General features: G+C 62.0%; 20 protein-coding genes. 10 read left to right on the top strand and 10 right to left on the bottom strand.

Features of this window, described 5'->3' with window-relative positions:
- Positions 1–178: 178 nt before the first annotated feature.
- From xdhA to QMY55_RS02985, 3 genes are all read left to right on the top strand, one after another.
- On the top strand, positions 179–1,798 hold the full coding sequence (gene xdhA, locus QMY55_RS02975; protein ID WP_283487218.1) for a xanthine dehydrogenase small subunit: 1,620 nt from the start codon (positions 179–181) through the stop codon (positions 1,796–1,798).
- A 17-nt stretch (positions 1,799–1,815) separates the two neighbouring features.
- Positions 1,816–4,254, top strand: a complete 2,439-nt coding sequence (xdhB, locus tag QMY55_RS02980) for a xanthine dehydrogenase molybdopterin binding subunit (protein WP_283487219.1) — start codon at positions 1,816–1,818, stop codon at positions 4,252–4,254.
- A 171-nt stretch (positions 4,255–4,425) separates the two neighbouring features.
- Positions 4,426–5,724 (top strand): NCS2 family permease, encoded by a 1,299-nt coding sequence (locus tag QMY55_RS02985; protein WP_283487220.1) that lies wholly within the window; start codon positions 4,426–4,428, stop codon positions 5,722–5,724.
- A 119-nt stretch (positions 5,725–5,843) separates the two neighbouring features.
- Here the strand turns inward: QMY55_RS02985 and QMY55_RS02990 are convergent, their stop codons facing one another.
- From QMY55_RS02990 to QMY55_RS03000, 3 genes are all read right to left on the bottom strand, one after another.
- On the bottom strand, positions 5,844–8,318 hold the full coding sequence (locus QMY55_RS02990; RefSeq protein ID WP_283487221.1) for a putative bifunctional diguanylate cyclase/phosphodiesterase: 2,475 nt from the start codon (positions 8,316–8,318) through the stop codon (positions 5,844–5,846).
- A 105-nt stretch (positions 8,319–8,423) separates the two neighbouring features.
- Positions 8,424–9,563 (bottom strand): anhydro-N-acetylmuramic acid kinase, encoded by a 1,140-nt coding sequence (locus QMY55_RS02995; RefSeq protein ID WP_283487222.1) that lies wholly within the window; start codon positions 9,561–9,563, stop codon positions 8,424–8,426.
- Between the two features lie 143 nt (positions 9,564–9,706).
- Positions 9,707–11,065, bottom strand: coding sequence for a M23 family metallopeptidase (locus QMY55_RS03000; RefSeq protein WP_283487223.1), 1,359 nt, complete (start codon positions 11,063–11,065; stop codon positions 9,707–9,709).
- A 191-nt stretch (positions 11,066–11,256) separates the two neighbouring features.
- On the opposite strand from QMY55_RS03000, the gene tyrS reads away from it, so the two are divergent.
- Positions 11,257–12,489: a tyrosine--tRNA ligase gene (gene tyrS, locus QMY55_RS03005; protein ID WP_283487224.1), complete on the top strand. Its 1,233-nt coding sequence runs from the start codon at positions 11,257–11,259 to the stop codon at positions 12,487–12,489.
- 147 nt (positions 12,490–12,636) lie between these two features.
- Positions 12,637–13,089 carry a carboxymuconolactone decarboxylase family protein gene (locus QMY55_RS03010; RefSeq protein WP_283487225.1) on the top strand — a complete coding sequence of 151 codons (453 nt, stop codon included), beginning with the start codon at positions 12,637–12,639 and terminating at the stop codon, positions 13,087–13,089.
- Between the two features lie 9 nt (positions 13,090–13,098).
- Here the strand turns inward: QMY55_RS03010 and QMY55_RS03015 are convergent, their stop codons facing one another.
- Complete coding sequence (locus QMY55_RS03015) at positions 13,099–14,076, bottom strand: LysR substrate-binding domain-containing protein (RefSeq protein ID WP_283487226.1); 978 nt, start codon at positions 14,074–14,076, stop codon at positions 13,099–13,101.
- Positions 14,077–14,181: 105 nt separating this feature from the next.
- On the opposite strand from QMY55_RS03015, the gene glmU reads away from it, so the two are divergent.
- A complete protein-coding gene (glmU, locus tag QMY55_RS03020; protein ID WP_283487227.1) occupies positions 14,182–15,606 on the top strand; it encodes a bifunctional UDP-N-acetylglucosamine diphosphorylase/glucosamine-1-phosphate N-acetyltransferase GlmU in 1,425 nt (474 codons plus the stop codon).
- Between the two features lie 5 nt (positions 15,607–15,611).
- Positions 15,612–16,418 carry a sensor histidine kinase gene (locus tag QMY55_RS03025; RefSeq protein WP_283487228.1) on the top strand — a complete coding sequence of 269 codons (807 nt, stop codon included), beginning with the start codon at positions 15,612–15,614 and terminating at the stop codon, positions 16,416–16,418.
- Here QMY55_RS03025 and QMY55_RS03030 read toward each other — a convergent pair.
- On the bottom strand, positions 16,412–17,506 hold the full coding sequence (locus QMY55_RS03030) for a sensor domain-containing diguanylate cyclase (RefSeq protein ID WP_283487229.1): 1,095 nt from the start codon (positions 17,504–17,506) through the stop codon (positions 16,412–16,414). The genes QMY55_RS03025 and QMY55_RS03030 overlap by 7 nt on opposite strands.
- 168 nt (positions 17,507–17,674) lie before the next feature.
- Positions 17,675–18,175 carry an Lrp/AsnC family transcriptional regulator gene (locus tag QMY55_RS03035; RefSeq protein ID WP_283487230.1) on the bottom strand — a complete coding sequence of 167 codons (501 nt, stop codon included), beginning with the start codon at positions 18,173–18,175 and terminating at the stop codon, positions 17,675–17,677.
- Between the two features lie 135 nt (positions 18,176–18,310).
- Here QMY55_RS03035 and glmS point away from each other — a divergent pair, with 135 nt between their 5' ends.
- Complete coding sequence (gene glmS, locus QMY55_RS03040; protein WP_283487231.1) at positions 18,311–20,227, top strand: glutamine--fructose-6-phosphate transaminase (isomerizing); 1,917 nt, start codon at positions 18,311–18,313, stop codon at positions 20,225–20,227.
- Between the two features lie 93 nt (positions 20,228–20,320).
- Here glmS and QMY55_RS03045 read toward each other — a convergent pair whose 3' ends face one another.
- From QMY55_RS03045 to QMY55_RS03060, 4 genes are all read right to left on the bottom strand, one after another.
- The gene (locus tag QMY55_RS03045; protein WP_283487232.1) at positions 20,321–21,616 is read right to left on the bottom strand and encodes a TRAP transporter large permease; all 1,296 of its coding nucleotides are present in this window, start codon (positions 21,614–21,616) and stop codon (positions 20,321–20,323) included.
- Positions 21,609–22,115 (bottom strand): TRAP transporter small permease, encoded by a 507-nt coding sequence (locus QMY55_RS03050; RefSeq protein ID WP_283487234.1) that lies wholly within the window; start codon positions 22,113–22,115, stop codon positions 21,609–21,611. Before QMY55_RS03050 ends, QMY55_RS03045 begins: the two co-directional genes overlap by 8 nt.
- 74 nt (positions 22,116–22,189) lie before the next feature.
- The gene (locus tag QMY55_RS03055) at positions 22,190–23,173 is read right to left on the bottom strand and encodes a TRAP transporter substrate-binding protein (RefSeq protein WP_283487235.1); all 984 of its coding nucleotides are present in this window, start codon (positions 23,171–23,173) and stop codon (positions 22,190–22,192) included.
- Positions 23,174–23,507: 334 nt separating this feature from the next.
- Positions 23,508–24,185: a GntR family transcriptional regulator gene (locus QMY55_RS03060; protein ID WP_283487236.1), complete on the bottom strand. Its 678-nt coding sequence runs from the start codon at positions 24,183–24,185 to the stop codon at positions 23,508–23,510.
- 295 nt (positions 24,186–24,480) lie between these two features.
- Between QMY55_RS03060 and QMY55_RS03065 the strand changes: the two genes are divergently transcribed.
- Both QMY55_RS03065 and QMY55_RS03070 read left to right on the top strand, forming a co-directional pair.
- Positions 24,481–25,200 carry a DUF969 domain-containing protein gene (locus QMY55_RS03065; RefSeq protein WP_283487237.1) on the top strand — a complete coding sequence of 240 codons (720 nt, stop codon included), beginning with the start codon at positions 24,481–24,483 and terminating at the stop codon, positions 25,198–25,200.
- Positions 25,197–26,150, top strand: coding sequence for a DUF979 domain-containing protein (locus tag QMY55_RS03070; protein WP_283487238.1), 954 nt, complete (start codon positions 25,197–25,199; stop codon positions 26,148–26,150). The genes QMY55_RS03065 and QMY55_RS03070 overlap by 4 nt, the downstream gene beginning before the upstream one ends.

The raw sequence follows: 26,150 nt of genomic DNA on the forward strand, positions 1-26,150 counted from the left end.
TGTTTTCTCCGGGTTCTCCCTTGATTTTGGTCGTGGATATATGCAGCGCTACATAGCCGCTATGAGCGCCGCCATATGAGAAGCTGCAACGGCAGGCTTAGTCTTGCCATATTGACAAATGCTGTGCGTGGAATACATCTTGCATGCAGGCATACCTTCTCATTTCAGTCCCACGATCATGAGCAATAGCCATAACACACAACCCATACGCTTCTTCCATCGCGGAGAAGTGGTCGAGGTGCAAGGCCCGCATCCCACTCGCTCCGTGCTGCAATGGCTGCGCGAGGACGCACACTGCACCGGCACCAAGGAAGGATGCAACGAAGGCGATTGCGGCGCCTGCACCGTGGTCATCGCCGAGCTGGCCGAGCCCGGCGCACAGGACGCCGTGAACGGCCTGCGTCTGCAGACCGTCAACGCCTGCATCCAGTTCCTGCCCAGCCTGCAGGGCAAGGCCTTGTTCACCGTCGAAGACCTCAAGGGCCAGTGCCCGGGCAAGGCCGGTCAATCCGGCGGCGCCTGCGCTCATGCGCACGGCCACAGCCAGGCAAATGGCAATGCATTGCACCCCGTGCAGCAAGCGCTGGTGGACTGTCATGGTTCGCAGTGCGGCTTCTGCACGCCGGGCTTTGTGATGTCGCTGTGGTCGGCCTACGAGCACCACCAGCAGCAGGGCACCGTGCCTACACGCCAGCAACTGGCCGATGAGCTGTCGGGCAATCTGTGCCGTTGCACGGGCTACCGCCCGATTCTGGATGCCGGCCAGCGCATGTTCGACCTGCCTTCCGTGCGCCTGGACGCCGCGCCCGTGGTGGCCGCGCTGCAAGGCCTGCAGGAGCAGCAAAAGGGCGTGGACTCGTTCGACTACGCGGCCACGCAAAACGCTCGCACCGACCATTTCCACGCGCCGCGCACGCTGGATGCGCTGGCTGCCATCTGCGAAGCCAAGCCCAAGGCGCGCATTGTTGCGGGTTCCACCGACGTGGGCCTGTGGGTCAACAAGATGTTCCGCGACCTGGGCGACATGATTTACGTGGGCGATGTGGCCGAGATGAAGCGCGTCGAGGAACGACCCGATGCCGAAGGCGGCGAGTTGTACATCGGCGCTGCGGCTTCGCTGGAAGCGGCCTGGGGCGCGCTGGTGCAGCGCTTCCCCAGCCTGACCGACGTCTGGCTGCGCTTTGCCTCCATGCCCATCCGCCATGCGGGCACCATGGGCGGCAACGTGGCCAACGGCTCGCCGATCGGCGACTCGCCCCCGGTGCTGATGTCGCTGGATGCGCAGATCGAACTGCGCAAGGGCGCGCGCGTGCGCCGCATGCTGCTGCAGGACTTCTATCTGGACTATATGAAGAACCAGCTGGAGCCCGGCGAGTTTGTCCAGGGCCTGGCGGTTCCGCTGCATGTGATGAGCCGCCAGGTGCGGGCCTACAAGATCAGCAAGCGTTTCGATTGCGACATCTCGGCGCTGTGCGCGGGCTTTTCCATTGAACTCGACGGCGAGATCGTGAAGACCGTGCGCCTGGCCTTTGGCGGTATGGCCGCCACGGTCAAGCGTGGTGCCAAGGCGGAAGCTGCCTTGCTCGGCAAGGCCTGGAACGAGGACAGCGTGAACGCCGCCAAGGCCGCGCTGGCCGAGGATTTCAAGCCCATGTCCGATATGCGCGCCAGCGCCGACTACCGCCTGCAGGTGGCGCAGAACCTGATCCAGCGTCTGTGGCTGGAAACCCGTGCCCAGCAGCCGGTCTCGATTGCCGAGACCAGCGTCTGGAGCGTCATGCCGCATGTCGTGGTCTGAGACTGTAGGAGCCTGAAATGAACAACCTCCGCGAACCCATTGCTCCCGCCGTCGCAACCCAGTCGGCCGAAGCCTTTGCCCACTACCTGGAAAACACGGCGTCCCGCATCGATGTGAAGACCGAGGCCCATGCCTTGCAGGTCGGCGCCCGTGTGGGCATCAGCCGTCCCCATGAGTCGGCGCACCTGCACGTGGCCGGCGAGGCCGCCTATATCGACGATCTGCCCGAGCTCGACGGCACGCTGCACTGCGCGCTGGGCCTGTCGCCCATTGCCCACGGTCGCCTGACGGCCCTGGCGCTGGAATCCGTGCGCGCCATGCCCGATGTGGTGGACGTGATCACGGGAGCCGACATTCCCGGCGTCAACGACTGCGGCTCCATCATCCACGACGATCCCATCCTGTGCGATGGCGAGATCCGCTACGTGGGCCAGCCCCTGTTCGCCGTGATTGCACGCAACCGCGACGCCGCGCGCCGCGCGGCCGCCCTGGCCAAGAGCGTGGCCACGATCACCGAGGCCGCGCCCGTGCTGACGCCGCAGAAGGCGCATGAGCTGGGCCAGTATGTGCTGCCCCCCATGCACCTGGAGCGAAGCACCAACGAGGGCGGCGCACGTGCGGCCATCGACAAGGCTCCGCACCGTCTCAAGAGCACCTTCGACCTCGGTGGTCAGGAGCAGTTCTATCTGGAAGGCCAGATCAGCTACGCCATTCCCAAGGAAGATGGTGCGGTGCATGTGCACTGTTCCACCCAGCACCCCAGCGAAATGCAGCATCTGGTGGCCCATGCCCTGGGTGTGCATTCGCATATGGTGCATGTGGAATGCCGCCGCATGGGCGGTGGCTTTGGTGGCAAGGAGTCGCAGTCGGCCCTGTTTGCCTGCGTGGCTTCCGTGGCGGCCACGCGCCTGCGCCGTCCCGTGAAGCTGCGTCTGGACCGCGACGACGACTTCATGATTACGGGCCGTCGCCACTGCTTCTGGTTCGAATACGAAGTGGGTTACGACGATGACGGCCGCATCCTGGGTGCGGAGATTTCCATGGTTTCGCGCGCCGGCCACTCGGCCGACCTGTCGGCACCGGTGATGACGCGTGCGCTGTGCCACTTCGACAATGCCTACTGGCTGCCCGACGTGTCCATGCATGGCTACTGCGGCAAGACCAATACGCAGAGCAATACGGCTTTCCGTGGCTTCGGCGGTCCGCAGGGCGCGATTGCCATCGAAAACATCATTGAAACGATTGCCCGCAATCTGGGCCGCGATGCGCTCGACGTGCGCCGCGTGAACTTCTACGGCACCGACAGCAACAACGTCACGCCTTACCAGCAGACGGTGGTGGACAACGTGATCCACGATCTGGTCGGCCAGCTGGAAGCCAGCAGCGACTACCGCGCCCGCCGTGAAGCCGTGAACGCCTTCAATGCGCAAAGCACGGTGCTCAAGCGCGGGCTGGCACTCACGCCCATCAAGTTCGGCATCAGCTTCAACGTCAAGCATTTCAATCAGGCCGGCGCCCTGGTGCATATCTACACCGACGGCTCCATGCTGGTGAACCATGGCGGTACCGAGATGGGCCAGGGGCTGAACACCAAGGTGGCCCAGGTGGTGGCGCACGAGCTGGGCGTGAGCTTCAGCCGTGTGCGAGCCACGGCCACCGATACAACCAAGGTGGCCAACACCTCGGCGACGGCTGCTTCCACGGGTGCCGACCTCAACGGCAAGGCGGCGCAGGATGCGGCGCGCCAGATCCGCGAGCGTCTGGCGGTGTGTGCGGCCAACCGCTACGGCGGCAAGGCGGAAGATGTGCGCTTTGCCAACGACCAGGTTCAGGTCAACGGCCAGACCATTCCCTTCGAGAAGCTGGTGGGCGAGGCTTACCTCGACCGCGTGCAGCTGTGGTCCGATGGCTTCTATGCCACACCCGGCCTGTCCTGGGACAGGGAAAAAATGCAGGGCCGGCCGTTCTACTACTTCGCCTACGGCGCAGCCGTGAGCGAGGTGGTGATCGACACACTGACCGGCGAATGGAAGCTGCTGCGCGCCGACGTGCTGCACGATGCCGGCAAGTCGCTGAATCCGGCCGTGGATATCGGCCAGGTCGAGGGTGCCTTCATCCAGGGCATGGGCTGGCTGACCACGGAGGAGCTGGTCTGGCATCCGCAAAGCGGCAAGCTCACCACCCACGCGCCCAGCACCTACAAGATTCCCACGGCCAACGACTGCCCGCCCGTGTTCAACGTGCGCCTGTTCGAAGGCCAGAACTTCGAGGACTCCATCCACCGCAGCAAGGCGGTGGGCGAGCCGCCGCTGCTGTTGCCGTTCTCGGTGTTCTTTGCCATCCGCGATGCCGTGGCATCCGTAGGCAGCTCCAGTTGCAACCCGCCGCTGCGTGCGCCGGCGACACCCGAGGCCATTTTGCGAGCCCTGGACGCCGTGCAGGCCGGCAAGGCCTGAGCTTCCAGCGCTCTCATTCATATTCCGCGCATCAGTGCGCGAACCGGAGTCCATGGCGGCCTTAGCTAAGCCGTCATGCCCTGTGCCGGGCCTATGGTCCGGCACTCAACCCCTGGGCGCTTTCTCAACCGTTGCGCCCCCGCATGCGAAAACAACACGGAGACAATTGCGATGAACTGGACCGAACGGGTGTTCAAGCTCAATGAGCATGGCACCAATGTAAAAACCGAGCTGATTGCCGGCTTGACAACCTTCCTGACGATGGCCTACATCATCTTCGTTAATCCCTCGATTCTGGGGGATGCGGGGATGCCCAAGGGGTCCGTTTTCGTGGCTACCTGCCTGATTGCGGCCCTGGGTACGACCATCATGGCGCTGTACGCGAACTACCCGATCGCGCTGGCTCCGGGCATGGGCCTCAATGCCTACTTCGCCTATGGCGTGGTGCTGCACATGGGCTTCACCTGGCAAGCCGCTCTGGGCGCGGTGTTTGTCTCGGGCTGCTTGTTCCTCATCGTGACGCTGTTTGGCTTGCGGGAGCTGATCATCAAGGGCATACCGCAGTCCATACGGATCTCGATCACCGTGGGTATCGGCCTGTTCCTGGCACTGATCGCGCTCAAGAGCGCCGGCATCGTGGCCAAGTCGGACGCGACCTTTGTGACGCTGGGTGACCTGCACACGCCTCAGGTGGTGATGGCTTCGCTGGGCTTTCTGCTGATCGTGACGCTGGACCGCCTCAAGGTTCCCGGCGCCATCCTGATCGGTATCGTGTCGGTGACCGTCGCTTCGTTCTTCTTCGGCGGCAATGAGTTCAAGGGCATTTTCTCGGCGCCTCCATCGATTGCTCCCACCTTCCTGCAACTGGACATCAAGTCCGCGCTGTCGGGTGGCATTCTGAACGTGGTGCTGGTGTTCTTCCTGGTCGAACTGTTCGACGCCACAGGCACGCTGATGGGCGTGGCCAAGCGCGCCGGTCTGCTGGTGCCGGGCCGCATGGAGCGACTGAACAAGTCGCTGCTGGCTGACTCCGGCGCCATCTTCGCCGGCTCGCTGCTGGGCACATCGAGCACCACCGCCTACGTGGAAAGCGCTGCTGGCGTGCAGGCAGGTGGCCGCACCGGTCTGACGGCTCTGACCGTGGCCGTGCTGTTCCTGGGTTGCTTGTTCCTGGCGCCTCTGGCGGGTGTCGTACCTGCCTACGCCACGGCTCCGGCGCTGTTCTTCGTGGCTTGCCTGATGCTCAGGGAGCTGACCGAGATTGAATGGGATGAAACCACCGAGGCCGTACCGGCTGCCGTGACAGCACTGCTGATGCCCTTCACCTATTCCGTGGCCAACGGTCTGGCCTTCGGCTTCATCACTTACGCCGTGCTCAAGCTGCTCACCGGCAAGAGCAAGGAAGTGCACTGGATGGTGTGGCTGATTGGTGGCGTGTTCCTTTTCAAGTTCATCTACATCGGCGGATAAGCCAATAAAGAGGGAGTCCCGGGTCAACCCGGGCTGAGGAGAAGCGCGAGAAAGCGCAGGGGGGGAACGTGGCAGCACGTTCCCTTTTCTTTTTTGCGGTGATGTGGGGCTGCAGTGCTCTATTCGGCCGTGGCCGGCAGACCGGTCACTCCGGCCCATTGCCTAGCCGGCTGCGGGCGGCTGAACACATAGCCTTGCTGCAGCACGCAGCCCATGCTGCGCAGCAGGGTCGATTGTTCCTGGGTCTCCACGCCCTCGGTGATCACGCTGAGGTCCAGATCGGCGGCCATGGAGATGATGGCGCGCACGATCTTCTGATCCTGCGCACTGGTGGCGAGGTTGCGCACGAAGCTGCGGTCGATCTTGATGATGTGAACCTGGTAGTGCGACAGATAGCTCATGGAGGAGTAGCCGGTGCCGAAGTCGTCGATGGCAATGCGCACGCCCTGGCTGCGCAACTGGGCCAGGGTCTGGGCCGCCAGTTGTTCGTCGCCCAGCAGCATGTCCTCGGTCACTTCGAGCACCAGGCGGTTGGCCGGCATGTCCAGGCTGGCCAGCGTCTTGGCCAGCTGCACGGGGAATTCGCCGCTGTAGATATCGCTGACCGAAACGTTCACCGCCAGATAGGGCTGGGCGGGGCTGCTCAGGTGCGGCAGAAAGGCAGCGCAGGCCTTGCGCAGCACACATTGCGTGAGCGCGCCGATATGGCCCGATTCGGTGGCAACGCGGATGAACTCGGGCGGCGGTATGGCGCCCAGTTCGGAGTGCTGCCAGCGCGCCAGCGCCTCAAAGCCCGCGATGCAGTCGCGGACGGTATCCATGATGGGCTGGAAGTAGACCTCGATCTCGCCATTCGCGATGGCATCGGGCAGGCTGGCTTCGATCTGGAACTGGCGCGTGGTACGCACATGGATGCGGCAGTCAAAGGCCACGACCTGTGTGCTGCGGTTGCGCTTGGCTTCGTACATGGCCGTTTCGGCCTCGCGCAGCAGCCGTTCGGGGTCCAGTGCGCTCAAAGGCGCCGAGCTCATGCCGAAGGCCGCGGTGACGGGAATGCGCTGGCCATTGATGATGAAGGGCTGGCTGAACAGGGCTTCGCAGCGTGTGCGCAGATGCTCAAGTGCAGGCTCACCGCGAAAATGAGAGACGATGACGAAGGAGTCGCCGCCAAAGCGCACCAGGGCCTCGCGCTCCGTGCGCCAGTGCCGCAGCCGCTCGGCCATGGCGGCCACGATGGCGTCGCCGAAGGCATGGCCATAGGTGTCGTTGATGAGCTTGAAGCGGTTCAGTCCCAGCATCACCAGCGCCACATGCTCCTGGTCGCCGGCGGCATTGCGGTCGCCCTGCAGCAGCAGCGGGGGAAGTCCGTGGCGATTGGGCAGTCCCGTGAGGTCATCGTGCGTGGCCTGATAGTGCAGGGCGCGCTGGCGCTCGGCCAGCACGCGGCTGCGTATGACCAGGATGGCCGCACTGGCCAGCAGCAGGGCCATGACCAGTGAAAAGCCGATCAGCGGTTGACGGTACTCGGAGTCGAAGATCGACACAGGCTCGTTGAGCAGCGCACTGCCTTCGGGTAGGTGTCGGGTGTTCACGCCAAGCCGTTGCAGTTCCTGATAGTCGAACAGCAGGGCCAGCGGTGTCTCACGCACATAGGGAATCTGCGAAGGCGCCCGGCCGGCCAGTATCTGCTGGGCCATGGAGGCCTGTAGCCGGCCGGTTTCCAGTCCGCTGTTCATGTAGCCGCCCACGCTGCCATGGCCGACCGAGGTGTCCAGGTCGGAATACACGGGCAGCTGAGTGCGCTCGTGCACAAAGGCCGTCACTTCCTCGGGCTCCAGTGGGGGCTGGCCTGCCAGCGCTGGAATCGAGCCCAGCACGAAGATCAGTGTGTCCCGGTGCTGGTGCTGCAGGCGCTCGCCGATACGCGACAGATCGGGGGCGATCCAGTGCTCCGCCTGAGGGCCGGGCGGCAGCAGCGCAAGGGTGGTGTCCACCCCGTTGCGCAGCTCGATGCCCGTTTCGTCCTGCGGCGTGATGAAGATCAGGCGCCGGGTGCCCGGATGCAGGGACAGGGCGATGCGCAGCGTGCGCGTCAGGTCGAAGCGCTCGAGAATGCCTGTGACCTTGGGGCGTTCGCCGACGATCTGGGCGGGGTCCCCATTGATGCCGCTGAAGACCACGGGCGTGCCGTCGAAAAGAGCGCTTTGCCGGGCCACGAATTCAAGCGCGTTGTCATCGACCGTGGCAATCAGGTCGAAGCGCTGGTGCGCGTATTTGTCTGTCAGGTAGCGGGCCAGGTGCTGGCGCTGCTCCGTGCCTGGGTAGCGTTTGGTGTCCATCCATTCGGTATGGAAGACCGGCTTGGCCATCCCTTTGCCACCCCATTCATTGAGGCCGGCCAGAATCCGGTCTTCCCAGCTGTGCCCGGGGTGGTAGGACATCAGCACCAGTACCTGGGGACGTGCCGTCTGCGTACCCAGCTCGGCCCGGCTCGCAGGCGCACCAGCGCTCAGCATGCAGACCGCGGCCCAGGCTGTGGCGCGGATCAGGCCGCGAAGGCGCCAGGCATGCAGATGGACGAAGGTGCGGGGCATGGAAGCTGGGTCGGGCCTCGTGAGGGTTGCGAGTTGTTACGATATTCTGTCATACGTGTGCAGCGGCCTCTGCAACAGCATGTTGATGGATATCCGTAACCGTTCTCAGGCCGGGTAGATGGCTCCCAGAATGCGCGGCCCGCGTGCACCTGTGACGCTGGCCAGATTGCCCGGCAGGCCCAGCAGGCACTGACGTGCCAGCCAGGCAAAGGCCGCAGCCTCCACCTCCAGAGGGGGCAGGCTGCGCTGCGCCGTACTGCCGACCTGGACGCCCGGTAGCAAGGCGGCAAGACGCTGCATCAGATAGGTGTTGAATGCACCGCCGCCGCAGACCAGCAGCTCGGAGCCTCCCTTGCCAAAGCGTTGGACAGCATCGGCGCAACTGGCGGCCGTGAATTCGGTCAGCGTGGCCTGCACATCCACCGGCGCGGCCTGGCTGGCATGCCGCTGCAGGTGCTGCTCCAGCCAGTCTGCATGGAAGAGGTCGCGGCCCGTGCTTTTGGGCGGGGTCTGTGCCAGATAGGGGTCGGCCAGCATGGCGGCCAATAGCTGAGGCAGGATCTGGCCGCCGGCTGCCCACTGACCGCAGGCATCATAGGGCTGTCCCGTGTGGCGCAGGCACCAGCCGTCCAGCAGTGCATTGCCGGTGCCTGTGTCAAAGCCCAGTACCGAGCCATCGGCCTCCAGCACGCTGAGGTTGGCGATGCCGCCGATATTGAGCACCAGAGCCGTTTCCCCTGGCTTGCCGAACACACTCTGGTGAAAGGCTGGCACCAGGGGGGCACCCTGGCCGCCGGCCGCCACGTCGCGGCTGCGCAGATCGGCCACAACGGAGATGCCTGTGAGCTCGGCCAGCAGTGCGGGACTATTGAGTTGCAGGGTATAGCCCGTGCCGTCGAACATCTGTGGGCGGTGGCGCACGGTCTGTCCATGGGCTCCGATGGCGGCAATCTGCCCGGCTCGCAGGCCGCTGGCCCGCAGCAACTGCTGCACGACCTGCGCGTAGTGGCGGGCAACAGCATTGGCCGCCAGTGCGGCGCGATGCAGCTCGTCACTGCCTCCGGTGCTGTTCAGAGCCAGCAGTTCTGCACGCAGTGAGCTATCAAAACTGCAGCCCGCGTGCAGTATGACCTGCGTCCTCTGGCTGAAGTCCACGATGACGCCGTCCACCCCGTCCAGCGAAGTGCCGGACATCAGTCCGATGTACAAAGGGCGTTGGGCAGCTTGTTCAATAGCATTGGGCATGGAGAGCAATCGGTAAAGATGTGCGTACTATCTTAGCTGTAGCGGATAGCGCTTGGTGGATAAGCGTTTGAGGCGATTTTGATGCTTGGCTTATGAAAAAGGGCTGCAGATGCAGCCCTTGGATGGAGTGAGTCTACGGCGTATCAGCGTGCGCTGGCCACGGCGACGGCCTGGGTGCCCGCATTGAGTTCGATGCGCATCTGCGCGGCCTGCTTGTCAAAGGCTGCGCGAGCAGATTTGCTGATGGGCTTGGCCGCGTCGGTGATCTGGGCAATGGTCAGCGGATCGCGCTGCTCGCCCTTTTCGCGGAATTCAAAGTGCAAGTGGGGGCCTGTGGCCCAGCCGGTAGAGCCCACGGCGCCGATGATGTCGCCCTGGTCCACATGCTGGCCCTGCCTGACGTCGATGCGGCTCAGGTGCGCATAGACCGTGGTGTGCTGGTTGGCATGCTCGACAAAGATCACATTGCCATAGCCGTTTTGCACGCCGGCAAAGGACACGGTACCATCACCCACGGTGCGGACCTTGGTGCCCGTGGGGGCCGCAAAGTCCGTACCCAGGTGGGCGCGCCAGGTCTTCTGGATGGGGTGCAGACGCATGGAAAAATTGCTGCTGATACGCGAGAACTCCACGGGGTAGCTCAGATAGGCCTGCTGCAGGCTCTTGCCGTCCAGCGTGTAGTAAGAGCCTTTCTTGCCATCCTCCTGGAACCAAATGGCCTGATGAGCCTTGCCATTGTTGAGGAACTCGGTGCTCAGCACGCGGCCGGCACGCAGGGGCTCGCCATCGGCTTCCAGGGACTCATAGACCACGGCAAAGCGGTCGCCCTTGCGCAGGCCGCGGCGGAAGTCCAGCTGGCCTTCGAAGATGTCGGCCATCTGCATGGAAACATTCTCGGGAATGTCTGCCGCGTCGGATGCTGCGTAGAAGGTGGAGCGGATCACGCCACCCGCCAGGCGGGGGCTGGCGGTGAGCTTGCCGGTTTCGATCTTGGTCTGAAGCTTGCCGTCCACGCGCTCGACAGTCAGGCGACGGAAGGTACCGTCCTCATCGGGAGCCCAGCGCACAGTCAGTGCCGTCAGCTGGTGGTCGGCCGTGGTTTCGGCGGAGACCAGGCGGCCAGCGCGGCTCAGCACGTTCTGGCGTACGGCCTCGTCGCTGCGCATGAAGGCGGCGGCCTGCGGGTCGGCAATGCCCAGGCGCTGCAGCAGAGACTCGGCGGTGTCGTTGCTGCGCGTGGTTTCGTTGCGGTAGAGGGAGAACGCCTGCAGATCCGTGAGTTCGGCCAGATCATGGCCCTGGGCCAGAGAGGCCACGGGTTCGATCAGAGTGCGTACGGGGAGATCGGCGGGGTCTGGGCCCAGATTGGCCACAGCGAAGGCACCGCTGCCACCGGTCAGCAAAACAGCCGCCAGCGCAGCCGAAGCGCGCCGAGGATGCTTTTGCAGGGCCGATGTCAGCCGCGCAATCAGTGCACCGCCGGCATTTTTCAAGCCAGTCATCAAAACATCAAATCCTTGGGAAAGCGTGTCGGTGGAGTTGGTATTTGTTACGACTGACACGTCTCCAGCAGCTCTACCGTGCCATAAGTCCATCCAAAGAGGTCTTTATGAGGGAGCAGTCTAGAATTGACCGTAACACCAAACCTCCAAGTATATCGGCCGCGTCCTACCTCGCCTGCCGAAAAACCCTTATGAATCAATCTGCTGTTACAAGTTTTCCCGTGACCGACAGAGTGAACCAGGCGCTGGAAGTCACTCTGCGTGGAGTCGATGAGCTGCTGCCCAAGGACGAGTGGGTCCAGAAACTGGCCAGGTCCGAAGCCACCGGTGTGCCCCTGCGCATCAAGCTGGGCCTGGACCCCACGGCTCCCGACATCCACCTTGGCCACACCGTGGTGCTCAACAAGATGCGCCAGCTGCAGGATCTGGGCCACCAGGTGATCTTTCTGATCGGCGACTTCACCACGCTGATCGGCGACCCCTCGGGCCGCAATTCCACCCGCCCGCCATTGACGGCCGAGCAGATCAAGGTCAATGCCGAGACCTATTACACCCAGGCCGCCAAGGTGCTGGACCCTGCCAGGACCGAGGTTCGTTACAACAGCGAGTGGTGCGACCAGCTGGGCGCACGCGGCATGATTGAGCTGTCGGCCAAGTACACGGTGGCGCGCATGATGGAGCGCAACGACTTCCATACGCGTTTCACCGAAGGCAGCTCCATCAGCCTGCACGAGTTTCTGTACCCGCTGCTGCAGGGCTATGACTCGGTGGCGCTCAAGGCCGACCTGGAGCTGGGCGGCACGGACCAGAAATTCAATCTGATGATGGGTCGCCATCTGCAGGCCGAATATGGACAGGAGCAGCAGTGCGTGCTCACCATGCCGCTGCTGGTGGGCCTGGACGGTGTGCACAAGATGTCCAAGTCCAAGAACAACTACATCGGCATCACCGAGGACGCCAACACCATGTTCGCCAAGGTGCTGTCGATCTCGGACGAGCTGATGTGGGACTGGTACACCCTGCTGTCCTTCAAGAGCCTGGCCGAGATCGCCGCACTCAAGGCCGAGATCGAGGCCGGCGGCAACCCCAAGCATGCCAAGGTGGCCCTGGCCAAGGAAATCACCGCGCGCTTCCACAGCGCGGCGCTGGCCGAGGCGGCCGAGCAGGATTTCATCAACCGCTCCAAGGGCGGCATCCCTGATGACATCCCTGAAATCAGCCTGTCCGGCGCTCCGCTGGGCATTGGTGCGCTGGTCAAGCAGGCCAATCTGGCTGCATCGACCGGCGAAGCCAACCGCCTGATTGATGGCGGCGGCGTGCGCATCGACGGCAATGTCATCAGCGACCGCGCACTGAAGCTGGAAGCCGGTACCTTTGTGCTGCAGGTGGGCAAGCGCAAGTTTGCGCGCGTGACCCTGAGCTGATGGCGCGTTTGGCACGAGCCGAGCCCTAAGAAGCCCTAAGAACAAGAGCCGCACAAGCGGCTCTTCTTGCTGGGCGGGATGGGCACCGCAGAGTGCACACGGCGGCATTGCTTGGTATGGTGTGCTCTCCCATCCAAGGAGTGTGTGATGAGTGAACGCGTCAACTTGGGCAAGGAGCTGCCCCACATATACCAATCCGTGCTGGAGGTGGACAGGCTGGCAGAGGCTGCGGCCCTGGAGGCTGGCTGGACCGCTGGATTCACCCATCTGGTGAAGCTCAGGGCCTCGCAGATCAACCAATGTGCTTTCTGCCTGCGCATGCATGCCAGAGACGCACTGGCGGCAGGCGAAGCCCCGGACCGCCTGGCGGTATTGCCGGCCTGGCGTGAAACCGCATATTTCACAAGCAAGGAGCGTGCGGGGCTGGCGTTGACGGAAGTCATCACGCTGGTGGCCAGTGATCAGATTCCCGATGCAGTCTATGCCGAAGCGGCCAAGGCGCTGAATACACGGGAGATCGCGTCCATAGAGTGGCTGGCCGTGGTGATCAATATGTGGAATCGCGTGGCCATTTCTTGCCGCACCCCGGTGCATCCCTGAATCGGCGGCTCAGGCAGCGTCCGGGCGCTGCTGCATATGGGCTCTTGTCTCTTCGGCCTGGTTCAGCAGCCATTGGCAAAAAGCCTGAACCTCGGGCCGCGCGCCGCTGCGCGGTCCTTGCAGCAGCCAGTACGAGAGCGGTGATGCCAGGCGGTGCTCGGGCAGCACTTCAATAAGGTCACCTGCGGCCAGCGCATCGGCGACCAACGGCAATCGGGCAATCGCCAGGCCCTGACCGGCCAGGGCTGCCTGAACGATCTGGTGGGCGTAGTTGAAATACAGCCAGCGTGGCGGTTGCAGCTGATCGCAGCCGTTGGCGGCAAACCAGCGCTGCCAGCTCAGCCATTCCAGCTGAGGCATGCGGTGTACATCGCCGGTTTCTATCAAGGTGAAGTGCGCTGCATCGGCAGGCTTGCGCAGCGGCGGCCCGTTCTTGAGCAGGGCAGGGCTGGCCACCAGCACCAGTTCTTCACCGAACAGGGACTGGGCGCCGGGGTCTATCACGCTGGCGCTGTACCGTATGGCCAGATCCACATCGGTGGTTTCCAGGTCCAGCACGGCATCACCCGTGTCGATGCGGATGTCGATGTCGGGGTGGGTGCGCTGAAAAGCCTCCAGGCGCGGAATTAGCCACATGGCAGCAAAGCTGGCCCAGGTGGTGATGGCCACGCTCTTGCGGCCTGCGGTCTGGCGGATCTGGCGGACGGTGGCGTCGATGGCTTCCAGCGCCGGCTGCACGGAATGCAGCAACTGGGCACCAGCGCCCGTCAGCTCCACGGCACGCGAGTGACGCAGGAACAAAGGCATGCCGACCTCGTCTTCCAGGGACTGAATCTGGCGGCTGACGGCCGATTGGGTCAGGGCCAGCTCATCGGCGGCCGCGCGAAAGTTCAGGTGTCTGGCTACAGCCAAAAAAGCGCGCAGATGGCCTGCGCCAATGGCGCGCGTGCGAAGCAGCGGGGTGGGACTGGAGGTGGCATGTGGCATGACAGGGCAAGCATACGGTGTTTGATGCTGCTGTTGCGCAGACCGAGTAGAAGCCGTCGCGCGTATGAGCCGATAATCAACGACTTAATGAGCTCACGAACAACTATGACTGCACCTCTGGACATCGTCATCATGGCTGCCGGCAAAGGCACCCGCATGAAAAGCCGCCATCCCAAGGTACTGCAAAAGCTGGCCGGTCGCGCCCTGCTGCAGCATGTGCTGGATACGGCAGCGCAGCTGAAGGCACGCTCGGCCGTGGTGATTACCGGCCATGGTGCTGCAGAAGTAGAAGCGGCTATCGCAGGCGCACAAAGCGCTGAAGCCGGTTTTGACCTGAAATTTGCGCGTCAGGAGCCGCAGCTGGGCACCGGCCACGCCGTGCAGCAGGCGGTGCCGCAGCTCAAGGACGACGGCCTGGTGGTGGTGCTGTCCGGTGACGTACCCCTGACGCAGGCCGATACCCTGCAAGGTCTGGTCGATGCAGCCGGGGCCGACAAGCTGGCGCTGCTGACGGTGAGCATGCCCGACCCCACGGGCTACGGCCGTATCGTGCGCAACGATGCGGGCACCGTGCAGCGCATCGTGGAGCAAAAGGATGCGAACGAGGCCGAGCGTGCCATCACCGAGATCTACAGCGGCATCATGGCCGTGCCCGCCAAATACTTGAGGGCCTGGCTGTCCAAGCTAGACAACAACAATGCCCAGGGCGAGTACTACCTGACCGACATTGTTGCCATGGCAGTCACCGACGGCGTGTCCGTGGTCGGTCATCGCATTGCCGATGCGCTGCAGGTCGCAGGCGTGAACAGCCCCTTGCAACTGGCTGAACTTGAGCGAGCCCATCAGCTGCGCCAGGCGCGTCGGCTGATGGAGCAGGGCGTGCGGCTGGCCGACCCCCAGCGTTTTGACCTGCGTGACGATGTGCGCGGCGCCAAGGCCAACCTGTCCTGCGGTCAGGATGTGGAGATCGATGTGAACTGCATCTTCACCGGCAATGTGACGATTGGCTCGGGCGCGAAAATTGGCGCCAACTGCCATATCAGCAATGTCCAGATTGCCGACGATGCGGTGATTCAACCCTTCACCCATATCGATGGCGAGAAGGCGGGCGTGGAGGTGGGGCAAGGGGCGCTGATCGGTCCGTTTGCCCGTCTGCGCCCCGGGGCCAGGCTGGGCCGAGAAGTGCACATCGGCAACTTCGTTGAAGTGAAGAACTCCACCATGGCCGATGGCGCCAAGGCCAATCATCTGGCCTATCTGGGCGATGCCTCGGTGGGTGAGCGCGTGAACTATGGCGCAGGCAGCATCACCGCCAACTACGACGGCGTGAACAAACACCGTACGGTGATAGAGGCGGATGTGCATATCGGCAGCAACTGCGTGCTGGTCGCTCCGGTGACCGTGGGGGCGGGCGGTACCGTGGGCGCAGGCTCCACCGTGACCAAGAGTACCGAGGCCGGGTCGCTGACCGTGGCGCGCGGCAAGCAGGTGGGTATCAGCAATTGGCAACGTCCTAAAAAACAGCCATAACATCGATGGATAAAGCGCCACAAGCCTCTGAAAAAATAGCGCCCGAAACGCTGGAAGAGGCGCTGGAACTGCTGGCCCGGCGAGATGCCGAGCTGGCAGCCCTGCGCGATGCCCAGCAGCAATGGGTGCATGCGGTGTCGCATGATCTGCGTGCTCCGCTGCGCCATGTACTGGCATTCAATCCCTTGATCGCCGAGCTGCTGCAGCAGGCAGCGCCAAGTGCCGATGATCTGCAGGAGGCCTGCAGCTTTTTGCAGACCATGGATCAATCGGCCAAGCGCATGGCCGCCATGTTCGATGGCTTGCTGCTGCTGTCACGGGCGGCGCGTCAGCCTCTGCAATGGCAAGCCGTGGATCTGCAGGCCATGTTGCAGCGTCTCCAGCTCCAGTTGCAGGCGCGGAACCCCGATCGCAACATCGAATGGAGGCTGCCGGTGACTGCTGCCGTCGTTCAAGGCGACGCACAGCTGCTGGAGCAGGCGCTGACGGCTGCCTTGTCCAATGCCGTCAAGTTCAGTCATCCGCAGACTCAGGCAAAGATTGTGGTGACGGTGGAGGAGGCCTACGGGTCGGTGCAGATCTCGGTGAGCGACAACGGTGCAGGCTTCGATGGCGCGCGCGCCGATCGGCTGTTCGGTATCTTCCAGCGCATGCACCGCGATTCGGAATTTGAAGGCGTGGGTACAGGCCTGGCTTTGATACAAGGCATTTGCCAGCGCCATGGCGGGAGGGCCAGCATCGAGGCTCAGCCGGGACAGGGCTGCACCTTGCAGCTGCACTGGCCTCAGCCAGCATCTTTCCCGTCTCAGTAAGTCAGATCGTCCTTGACCGGCTGCTCTTGTGCCACCGGGTTCAAGCTGGTCTTGCTGGCCGGCATGGGAATCGTCGCCGGACTGTTGGGAATGTGGCTGCTGGGGCCGGCATCAATGATCTGATCGCGACCGGCATCCTTGGCACTGTAGAGAGCGGTGTCGGCTGCCTTGATCCAGGTCGCCACGGACTCGAAGCTGTCATCGGCCGCAGCCACGCCAATACTGGCGCTGATCCTCAGTTTGGGATACTCGCGCAGGCGAATCTGCGCCAGTTTGTCGCGAATGCGCAGCGCCACAAAATAGGCATCTTCGGCCTTGGCGTTTTTGCACAGCACCGTGAATTCATCACCGCCATAACGGCCGGCAATATCGTGGCTGCGCAGGCATTGGCGAATGTTCAGGCCTATGAGTTTCAGCACCTCGTCGCCGACGATATGGCCGTATTCGTCATTGATGCGTTTGAAGTGATCAATATCGATAACCAGCAGGCTGGTCTGCTCCTGGCGTATGTGATGCTGGCGCAAAGCCGTGCGGGCCATTTTCCACCAGTAATCCCGGCTGTAAACCGTGGTCAGCGGGTCGATGCGCCCCAGCAGCTTGAGCTGTAGATTCTGTTTGGCCAGAGTCTTGAGCATTCTGCGTGTGGAGCGGCTGGTATAGGCGGTATGCAGAATGACCAAGGGCAGCAGACTGATCTGTACCCCCAATGGTGCCAGCCATTGCGCCTCAGGCTGAACCAGGGCTGCCATCAGGCCCATGCCAGCCAGCAAGGCGCCCACGAAGGGAAGCCAGCGCTGCTTGAGTCCCAGATAGGAGCGGTCCGACATGCTGATGGCCAGAATGCAAATGCTGGGCAGCAAGCTCCATTGCATGAGCGCGACCCAGCAGCCCACGATCAAAGCATCGATCAGGCAGTTCAGATATTCGGACTGAAAAGGATCGGCCTGTCTGCAGGAATGCAGGTAGGCAATATGGGGCCAGACCAGAGCGCTGACCGCTGTAAACGCCCACCAGACGATATTCGCCGGCTGATAAGCCAGGCTCGCAGCCACGACCAGACCGCACAGCCCCATATATGAAGCTCGCACGGGATAAGTCCTGCGGTGGATCCTTTGCTGCAGCGGCATCTGGCAAATGGCTGGAGGTCAAAGGTGCAGAGAATAATTGAAATCAAATAATTTGTATCAATTTACAACAAGCTTGCGCGGCGTTTACACCACAGCTTGAAATCAGGGCCTGAGAGGCCTCGCTGAGGATTACCTAAGTGCTTCTGGAATGGGCAATTCGGTGCTGAATTTGGCACGCTTCACTGCGAAAAAGGCTTTCACATTGCGCACATTGGCATCTTGCGTGAACAGCTTCTGACTCAGCGCCAGATAGGCAGGCATATCCAAGGTGGCGATGATCAGTACGAAGTCCGGCCCGGGTGAGACACGCCAGCATTGCTGGACGCCGTTCTCGGCAACGGCCTTGCGTTCAAACTGCATGAGGGAGCTGCTGTCCTGCCGGTCCAGCGACACTTCCACGATCGCCTGCAAACCGTGGCCCGTGACCTCGGCCAGTCGTTCCCGGCTCAGAATGGCGACCTGCTGCTCAATCAGACCCAATGATTGCAGGCGCTTGACCCGGCGCAAGCAGGTGGGCGGCGACAGGTGCAGCAAAGAGGCCAGAGCCTGGTTGCTGAGGCTGGCGTCGCGTTGTAACTGCCGCAATAGTTGCAAATCGGTGGAATCCAGATTGATGGAATATTCATTCATTAAAAGTAATTTTATTGAATAAAAGTTCAAATCATTTTTATTATGAAATTTTCAATCATTTTTTGTGATTGATTGATTGAAGATTTCTTTGTTGGGGGCGTAGCATGCCCTGCAAATCAACCTGAGGGTCTATCTATGTGTGGCATTGTGGCAGCGGTTTCTCATCGCGATATCGTTCCTGTTCTGGTTCAAGGCCTCCAGCGTCTGGAGTACCGTGGCTATGACTCCTGTGGTGTGGCAGTACAGGCGCAGAATGCCGATGGCCTGAGCCTGGGTCTGCAGCGGGCCCGTTCGACGGCCCGGGTGGCGGAGCTGATGGAGCAGGTCAAGACCGAGCATGTGCAGGGTCTGACCGGCATCGCCCACACGCGTTGGGCCACACATGGCGAGCCCGCAGTGCGCAATGCCCATCCTCACTTCAGCCACGGCCCCGGCATTTCTGCCGTGGCCGATGCCGATGCCCCCGCCCGCGTGGCTTTGGTGCACAACGGCATCATTGAAAACTACGAGGCATTGCGCACCGAGCTACAGGGCAAAGGCTATGTGTTCGCCAGCCAGACGGATACAGAAGTGATAGCACACCTCGTAGACAGCCTCTATGCCGGAGACCTGTTTGAGGCAGTGCAGGCCGCTACGGCCCGCCTGCATGGCGCCTATGCCATTGGCGTGATGCACAAGGACGAGCCCAGCCGCGTGGTGGGTGCACGTGCAGGCTCACCGCTGATTCTGGGGGTTGGCCAGGAAGGTGCCGAACATTTCCTGGCCAGCGATGCCATGGCGCTGGCGGGTGTGACCGACCAGATCGTCTACCTGGAAGAGGGCGATATGGTGGATCTTCAGCCGGGTCGTTACTGGGTTGTGAGCAAGAAGGGCGATCAGCTGACGGCGCAGCAACGCCCCGTGAAGACCGTTCTGGCCCACAGCGGTGCGGTGGAACTGGGCCCTTATCGCCACTACATGCAAAAGGAAATCTTCGAGCAGCCGCGTGCCTTTGGCGACACGCTGGAAGGTGTGCAGCATGTGGCCCCCGAGCTGTTCGATGGCGTGACCTCCGAAGGCAAGACGGGCGTAGCCGCCTGGCGTGTGTTCAAGGAGATTGACCGTGTGCTGATTCTGGCCTGCGGCACCAGCTACTACAGCGGCTGCACGGCCAAGTACTGGATCGAGGCTATCGCCGGCATTCCCTGCAGCGTGGAAGTGGCCAGCGAATACCGCTATCGCACCAGCGTGCCCGACCCCAAGACCCTGATCGTGACCATCAGCCAGTCGGGAGAAACCGCCGACACCCTGGCTGCACTGCGCCATGCGCAAAGCCTGGGCATGACGCACACGTTGACGATCTGCAACGTGGCGACCAGCGCCATGGTTCGCGAATGCGAGCTGGCTTACATCACCCGCGCAGGTGTGGAAATCGGTGTGGCCTCGACCAAGGCCTTCACGACGCAGCTGGCAGGTCTGTTCCTGTTGACACTGGCTCTGGCGCAGTCCAAGGGCCGCCTGCCCGAAGAGAAAGAGCAGCAATATCTGACCGCCATGCGCCACCTGCCCGTGGCGCTTCAGTCTGTGCTGGCTCTGGAGCCGCAGATCATCAGCTGGGCCGAGGATTTTGCGAAAAAGGACAATGCACTTTTCCTGGGCCGGGGCATTCACTACCCCATCGCCCTGGAAGGCGCGCTCAAGCTCAAGGAAATCAGCTATATCCACGCTGAAGCCTATCCAGCGGGCGAGCTCAAGCACGGCCCGTTGGCGCTGGTGGACAGCACCATGCCGGTGGTCACGGTGGCTCCCAATGACGAACTGCTGGAAAAGCTCAAGAGCAATATGCAGGAAGTGCGCGCCCGCGGTGGCGTGCTGTATGTGCTGGCGGATGCCAAGAGCAATATCGAAAGCGCCGAAGGCATGCATGTGATCCGCATGCCTGAAAACTACGGCGCGCTGAGCCCCATTCTGCACGTGGTTCCACTGCAGCTTCTGGCCTATCACACAGCCGTGGCACGCGGCACGGACGTGGACAAACCGCGTAACCTGGCCAAGAGCGTGACGGTCGAATGACCGGTGTGCTTTCGGGGCGGCGCAGCCGCCGCTGCGCCTTTACCAGACCTTGAAAAGAGCGCTTCGCCAGAAGCGCTCTTTTGCTTTGGATCGCTACATATTGTTGGGCAGCGCCGTCACGATCTGGGGGAAGAACCACAGAATCACCAGCGCCGTCACCATCAGGAAGAAGTACGGTGCGCAGACGCGGGCGATATAGGTGATCTGTTTGCCGGTCATGCCCTGCAGCACGAACAGATTGAAGCCCACGGGGGGCGTGATCTGCGCAGTCTCCACGGTGATCACCAGAAAGATGCCGAACCACAGCAGATCGATGCCCGCAGCCTGGATGATGGGTAGCACCACGCTCATGGTCAGCACGATGGTGGAGATGCCGTCCAGAAAGCAGCCGATCACGATGTAGAAAAAGCCCAGCACAATGATCAGCATGGCGGGCGAAAGGTTCAGGCTGCCCACGTACTGGGCCAGCTGGCGCGGCAGGCCGATATAGCCCATGGACAGGGTCATGAAGGCTGCGCCCGCCAGGATCAGCGCAATCATGCAGTACAGGCGCGTGGCTCCGAACAGTGCATCCTTGAAGTTCTTCCAGGTCAGCGCGCCCTGCACGGCCGACAGAATCAGCGAGCCCACCACGCCGATGGCCGCCGCCTCGGTGGCCGTGGCAATACCGGTGTAGATGCTGGCGATGACCGAGGCGATCAGCAGCACGACGGGAATTAGGTGGCGTGACTCGTAGAGCTTTTCCTTGAAGCCCATTGCCGCATCGGCCTTGGGAATCTTGCCGGGGTTGAGTAGCGCCCAGACCATGATCCAGCCGCTGAACATCACGGCCAGCATGATGCCGGGCAGCACGCCCGCCATGAAGAGCTTGGAGATCGACATCTCGGCCGATACGCCATAGACGATGAGGATGATGGAAGGCGGAATCAGCAGGCCCAGCGTTGCCGGGCCGCCCAGTGAGCCTATCACCTGATCCTGCGGGTAGCCGCGCTTCATCAGCTCGGGCACGTTCATCTTGCCTACGGTGGCGCAGGTTGCGGCAGACGAGCCGGAGACCGCGGCAAAAATCGTGCAGCCGATCACATTGGTGTGCAGCAAGCGGCCGGGCAGGGCATTGACCCAGGGTGCCAGGCCGCGGAACATGCTCTCGCTCAGATTGGTGCGGTAGAGAATTTCGCCCATCCACACAAACAGCGGCAGGGCCGTGAGCGTCCAGCTGCTGGCCGAACCCCAGATGGTCATGGCCATGGCATCGCCAGCGGCGCGTGCGGTGAAGAACTCCATGCCGAACCAGGCCACGCCCGCCAGCGTCAGACCTACCCAGACGCCGCCGCCCAGCAAGGCCAGCAGCACCACGATCAGGGCAATGCTTGCGGTAATTTCATTCATGGTGCGCGTCCTCGTTGACTGCGGCCTGGCGTTTTCCCAGTAGCTCCAGCACCAGCTCGTCGCATAGCGCTATGAAAAATATGCTGGTACCCAGCGCCATGAATATCTGGGGAATCCACATGGGCGTGGCATCTATGCCGACCGAGATGTCCTCAATCTCCCAGGACTGCCAGGTCAAGCGGGCCGAGTAAAAGGCCAGAAAGCCACCCAGCACGGTGGCAATGCCCAGGGCAATGACTTCCATCACCTTGAGTGCATGGCCCTTGAGAGCACCGAGCAGCAGAGTGACGCGGATGTGCTCGCCCTTCTTGAAAGTGCTGGCCAGCGCCATGAAGCCGGCGCCGGCCATGGCGTAGCCTGCATAGGCATCGGTGCCCGGCGCGCTGAAGCCGATAACGCGGCTGAGAACGGTAAGCAGCACCATCAGCAGAATGCCGATCATCGACAGCCCTGCCAGCCATGCAGCAGCGGTGTACAAACCATCGAGTAATTTGCGCATCTATGTACCCCAACAAGGCGTGCCCATCTGCAGCGGCAGATGGGCGCTTGTTTTTGCGGAGATTGCCGAAGACCTTATTTGGCGGCCTTGTAGGCATCCAGAATGGCCTTGCCCTCGGCACCGGCCTTGTCGGTCCATTCCTTGATGACGGTCTCGCCGACCTTGGCCAGGTCGGCCTTGAGTTGGGCAGAACCGGATTCGATGCTCATGCCGCCGGCCTTCAGCGCCGCAATGGACCTGGCATCCACTTCCTTGGATTCCTTCCAGCCGCGCTCCTCCGCCGTGGCTGCGGCCTTCAGAACGGCGTCCTGCTCGGCTTTGCTCAGCGCGCCAAATGCCTTTTTGCTCACGGTGACGGCATTCTTGGGAATCCAGGCCTGCACGTTGTAGTAGTACTTCAGGTTCTCAAACAGCTTGTTGTCGGCTCCGGTGGCACTCGACGTGACCAGTCCGTCCACCACGCCGGTGGCCAGGGCCTGGGCCAGCTCGGCCTCCTGCACGGTGACGGGCTGGGCACCGATCAGCTCGCCGATGCGGGCCGTGGTGGGTGAATACACGCGCCATTTCATGCCCTTCAAGTCCGCTGCCGACTGGATGGGTTTCTTGGTGTAGATGCCCTGGGGCGGCCAGGCCACGGAATACAGCAGGATCTGCCCTTGTTTGTCCAGCAGCTTCTGCAGCGCCGGCTTTTGTGCCTGATACAGCTTGAAGGCCTCGTCATAGCTGCTCACCAGAAAAGGCAGGCCGTCCACGCCAAAAATCTGTGACTCATTCTGAAAGCTCACCAGAAAGAATTCACCCATCTGCGCATTGCCGGTCTGCACGGCGCGTTTGATCTCGGGCATCTTGAACAGCGATGCACCAAAGTGCGGCGTGATCTTGAGCTTGCCGCCCGTGGCGGCATCCACATCCTTGACAAACAGCTCGTCGTTCTTGGAGTGGAAATTGCCGGGGCCATAAGCCGTGGCGAAGTCCCATTTGGTCTGGGCTGCGGCTGCGCCTGCAAAGGCAAGGCTGGCGATCAGGGGAACGGTGGCACAAAAGATGCGACGCTTCATGTTGACTCCCGAGTAGAAGGGCAGGAGGCCTGCGGAGAAAGCCTCTGGATGGTGTGTGATGGCGGGTGGTTTGCAGGCCAAAACTATCATCCCCGCTCAGAGGTAGGCACTAGGGATTTCAACAATATGTTGTTTTTGCTGGAGTTATTCGATATTTTGGGTGAGCTGAGTTGCCTGGATTGTTCAGCGATTGATTGCTGATCGTAGGCTATGGTGGGCTGAAAAGAAATCGCCCAAGAGTGTCCGAGCGTGGCGCGTGTTTGCAGGCAAGCTCCACGACGGGACAAGAGTTCACCGGGTTAAGGCTTGCCTTGCGCGGCAACCGCCGGGACTCTCAGGCGGTCTTGAGGCCGGTCTGGGCCAACTGCCGGGCATAGGCGGCAAGGATGATGCGTTCCGAATGCACCAGGTAATCGTGAAGCTCTGCCGCTGCATCTGCAGGCTTGCTGCTTTCGAAGGTTTGCAGAATGTGCTGATTCATTTCCACATAGGGTGCGTGCAGAAAATGCGGGTCGCGCAGCAGGCCAAAGGCCAGACGCAGCTCGGCCAGCAGGTGCGAGAACATTTCATTGAGACGTTCGCTGTCGGCCAGGGCCACGATGGCCTTGTGAAACGCCATATTGGCTGTGCCCACTTCGGCCCAGTTCTCGGCTTCGCTGTAGCGCCGGGCATCGGCCACTGCCTGATGCATCAGAGCACGCGCCGGGTGCATGGGGTAGGCCTGGGCCAGAGCCTGGCACTCGATCATGCGGCGCACACGGTAGATATCGATGATGGAAGCCATGTCGGGTACGGCCACCGATACGCCCTTGTTGGGCTCATGCACCAGCAGGCCTTCCTTGGTCAGCACGCGGAACACCTCGCGCAAGGTGTTGCGTGAGATATCCAGCGCTTCGCTAAGAGCTGCTTCGGACAGACGCTGGCCGGGTGCCAGCTCACCGTTGACCAGCTTTTCGCGTATTTCATGGGCAATCCGCTCGGTCAGATTCTGGGTGTCTGTTGCGGCTTTCATAGGTCTCCTGTCAGTCATGGCCCGAGTGTAGCGATTGCCCTGCCGAGGCTGCTGCAATCAAAAAATCAGCAAAACCTAGGGTTTGTTCTATATATAAGCTTTGATTGTTCTTTGGAGAATTAAATTTGTGCAGTCAATTGATATTGATTGTTCAACAATATGAAAGACCCAGGAGCTGCTGAACGTTGAACATGGGCGCTTTCAGTCCAAGAGAACGGACAGCGACTGGCGCATCGCCCGCTGCTGCCCGAAGGTGGTTTTGCAACAAGCGCGAAGCCTGTTTCCGGAGGTCTACATGCCTGCTGATATCAATCTGTGGCCGCTGATTGGCGTGCTCATCATCATTGCCGGCTTTGCGCTGCGCTTTAACCCCATGCTGGTCGTGATCGTCACGGCCATAGGAACGGCATTTGCCGCGGGCTTTCCCGTCGACAAGGTGCTGGCCGCCATTGGCACGGGCTTTGTCAAGACGCGCAACCTGCCGTTGATCATCCTGCTGCCGCTGGCCGTGATCGGTCTGCTGGAGCGCCATGGCCTGCGCCAGCATGCGCAGAACTGGATCAGCTCCATCAAGTCGGCCACCGCAGGTCGTCTGCTCATCGTCTATCTGGCAGCGCGCCAGCTCACGGCCGCCATCGGCCTGACCAGCCTGGGCGGTCATCCGCAAATGGTGCGCCCGCTGCTGGCGCCCATGGCCGAAGGCGCGACCGAATCGCGCTACGGCAAGCTGTCTGCCAAGGTCCGTGAAAAGCTGCGCGCCATGTCCGCAGCCACCGACAACGTGGGCCTGTTCTTTGGTGAAGACATCTTTGTGGCCTTCGGCGCCATCGTGCTGATGACGACCTTTCTCAAGGAGGCCGGTATCGATGTGGAGCCCATCCATGTGGCGCTATGGGGCATTCCCACGGCTTCCTGTGCCTTCGCCATCCATGCTTTCCGCCTGTATCGTCTGGACAAGGCGCTGGAGCGCGAGATCGCTGAAGAAAACAAGAACTCGCAGGGAGAGCAGGCATGATCATTTCCATCCAGTATCTGTACTACCTCGTCGGCATCATCCTGGCCATCACGGCCGTGATGACGCTGCGCGATGCCAGCAATCCGCGCCGCTATTCGGCAGGCATCTTCTGGGCTCTGTATGCCGTGGTGTTTCTGGTCGGCGATACGCTGCCGCCCGTGTGGGTGGGCGTGATTGCCGTAGCCATGGCACTGATCGCCGGCTTTGGCGGCGTGCTGGGCGGCAAGCACCAGCCGCGCACCGATGCGCAGTACCTGGAAAGCGCCAGGCGCCTGGGCAACAAGCTCTTCATCCCCGCGCTGGCCATCCCGCTGATCACCATGGTGGGCACCTTGTCTGCCAAGTACCTGATGGTGGGCGGTGTGCCGCTGATCGACCCCAAGAACACCACTCTGGTCAGCCTGGGCATCGGCTGCGTGATTGCGCTGGGCCTGGCCTGCAAGCTCACGCATGAGACACCCATGCAGGGCCTGCGCGAATCGCACCGTCTGATCGACGCTCTGGGCTGGGCGCTGGTGCTGCCGCAGATGCTGGGCATGCTGGGTCTGGTGTTTTCCGATGCCGGCGTAGGCAAGGCCGTGGCCTATATCAGCACCACCTATATCAACATGGACGTGCGCTTTGTCGCCGTGGCCGTGTATGTGATCGGCATGGCGCTGTTCACCGTCATCATGGGCAATGGTTTTGCAGCTTTTCCCGTGATGACCGGCGGCGTGGGCGTGCCTGTGCTGGTGGGCGTCTATCACGGCGACCCGGCCGTGATGGCAGCCGTGGGCATGTTGTCCGGCTACTGCGGCACGCTGCTCACGCCCATGGCGGCCAACTTCAACCTGGTGCCTGCGGCGCTGCTGGAAATTGACAAGAATGCGGTCATCCGTGCCCAGGTTCCGACGGCCATCGCACTGCTGATCGTCAATGTGTTCCTGCTCAATTTCCTGATGTTCCGTTAA

The sequence above is a fragment of the Comamonas resistens genome (assembly GCF_030064165.1).
GTDB classification, from domain to species: domain Bacteria; phylum Pseudomonadota; class Gammaproteobacteria; order Burkholderiales; family Burkholderiaceae_C; genus Comamonas; species Comamonas resistens.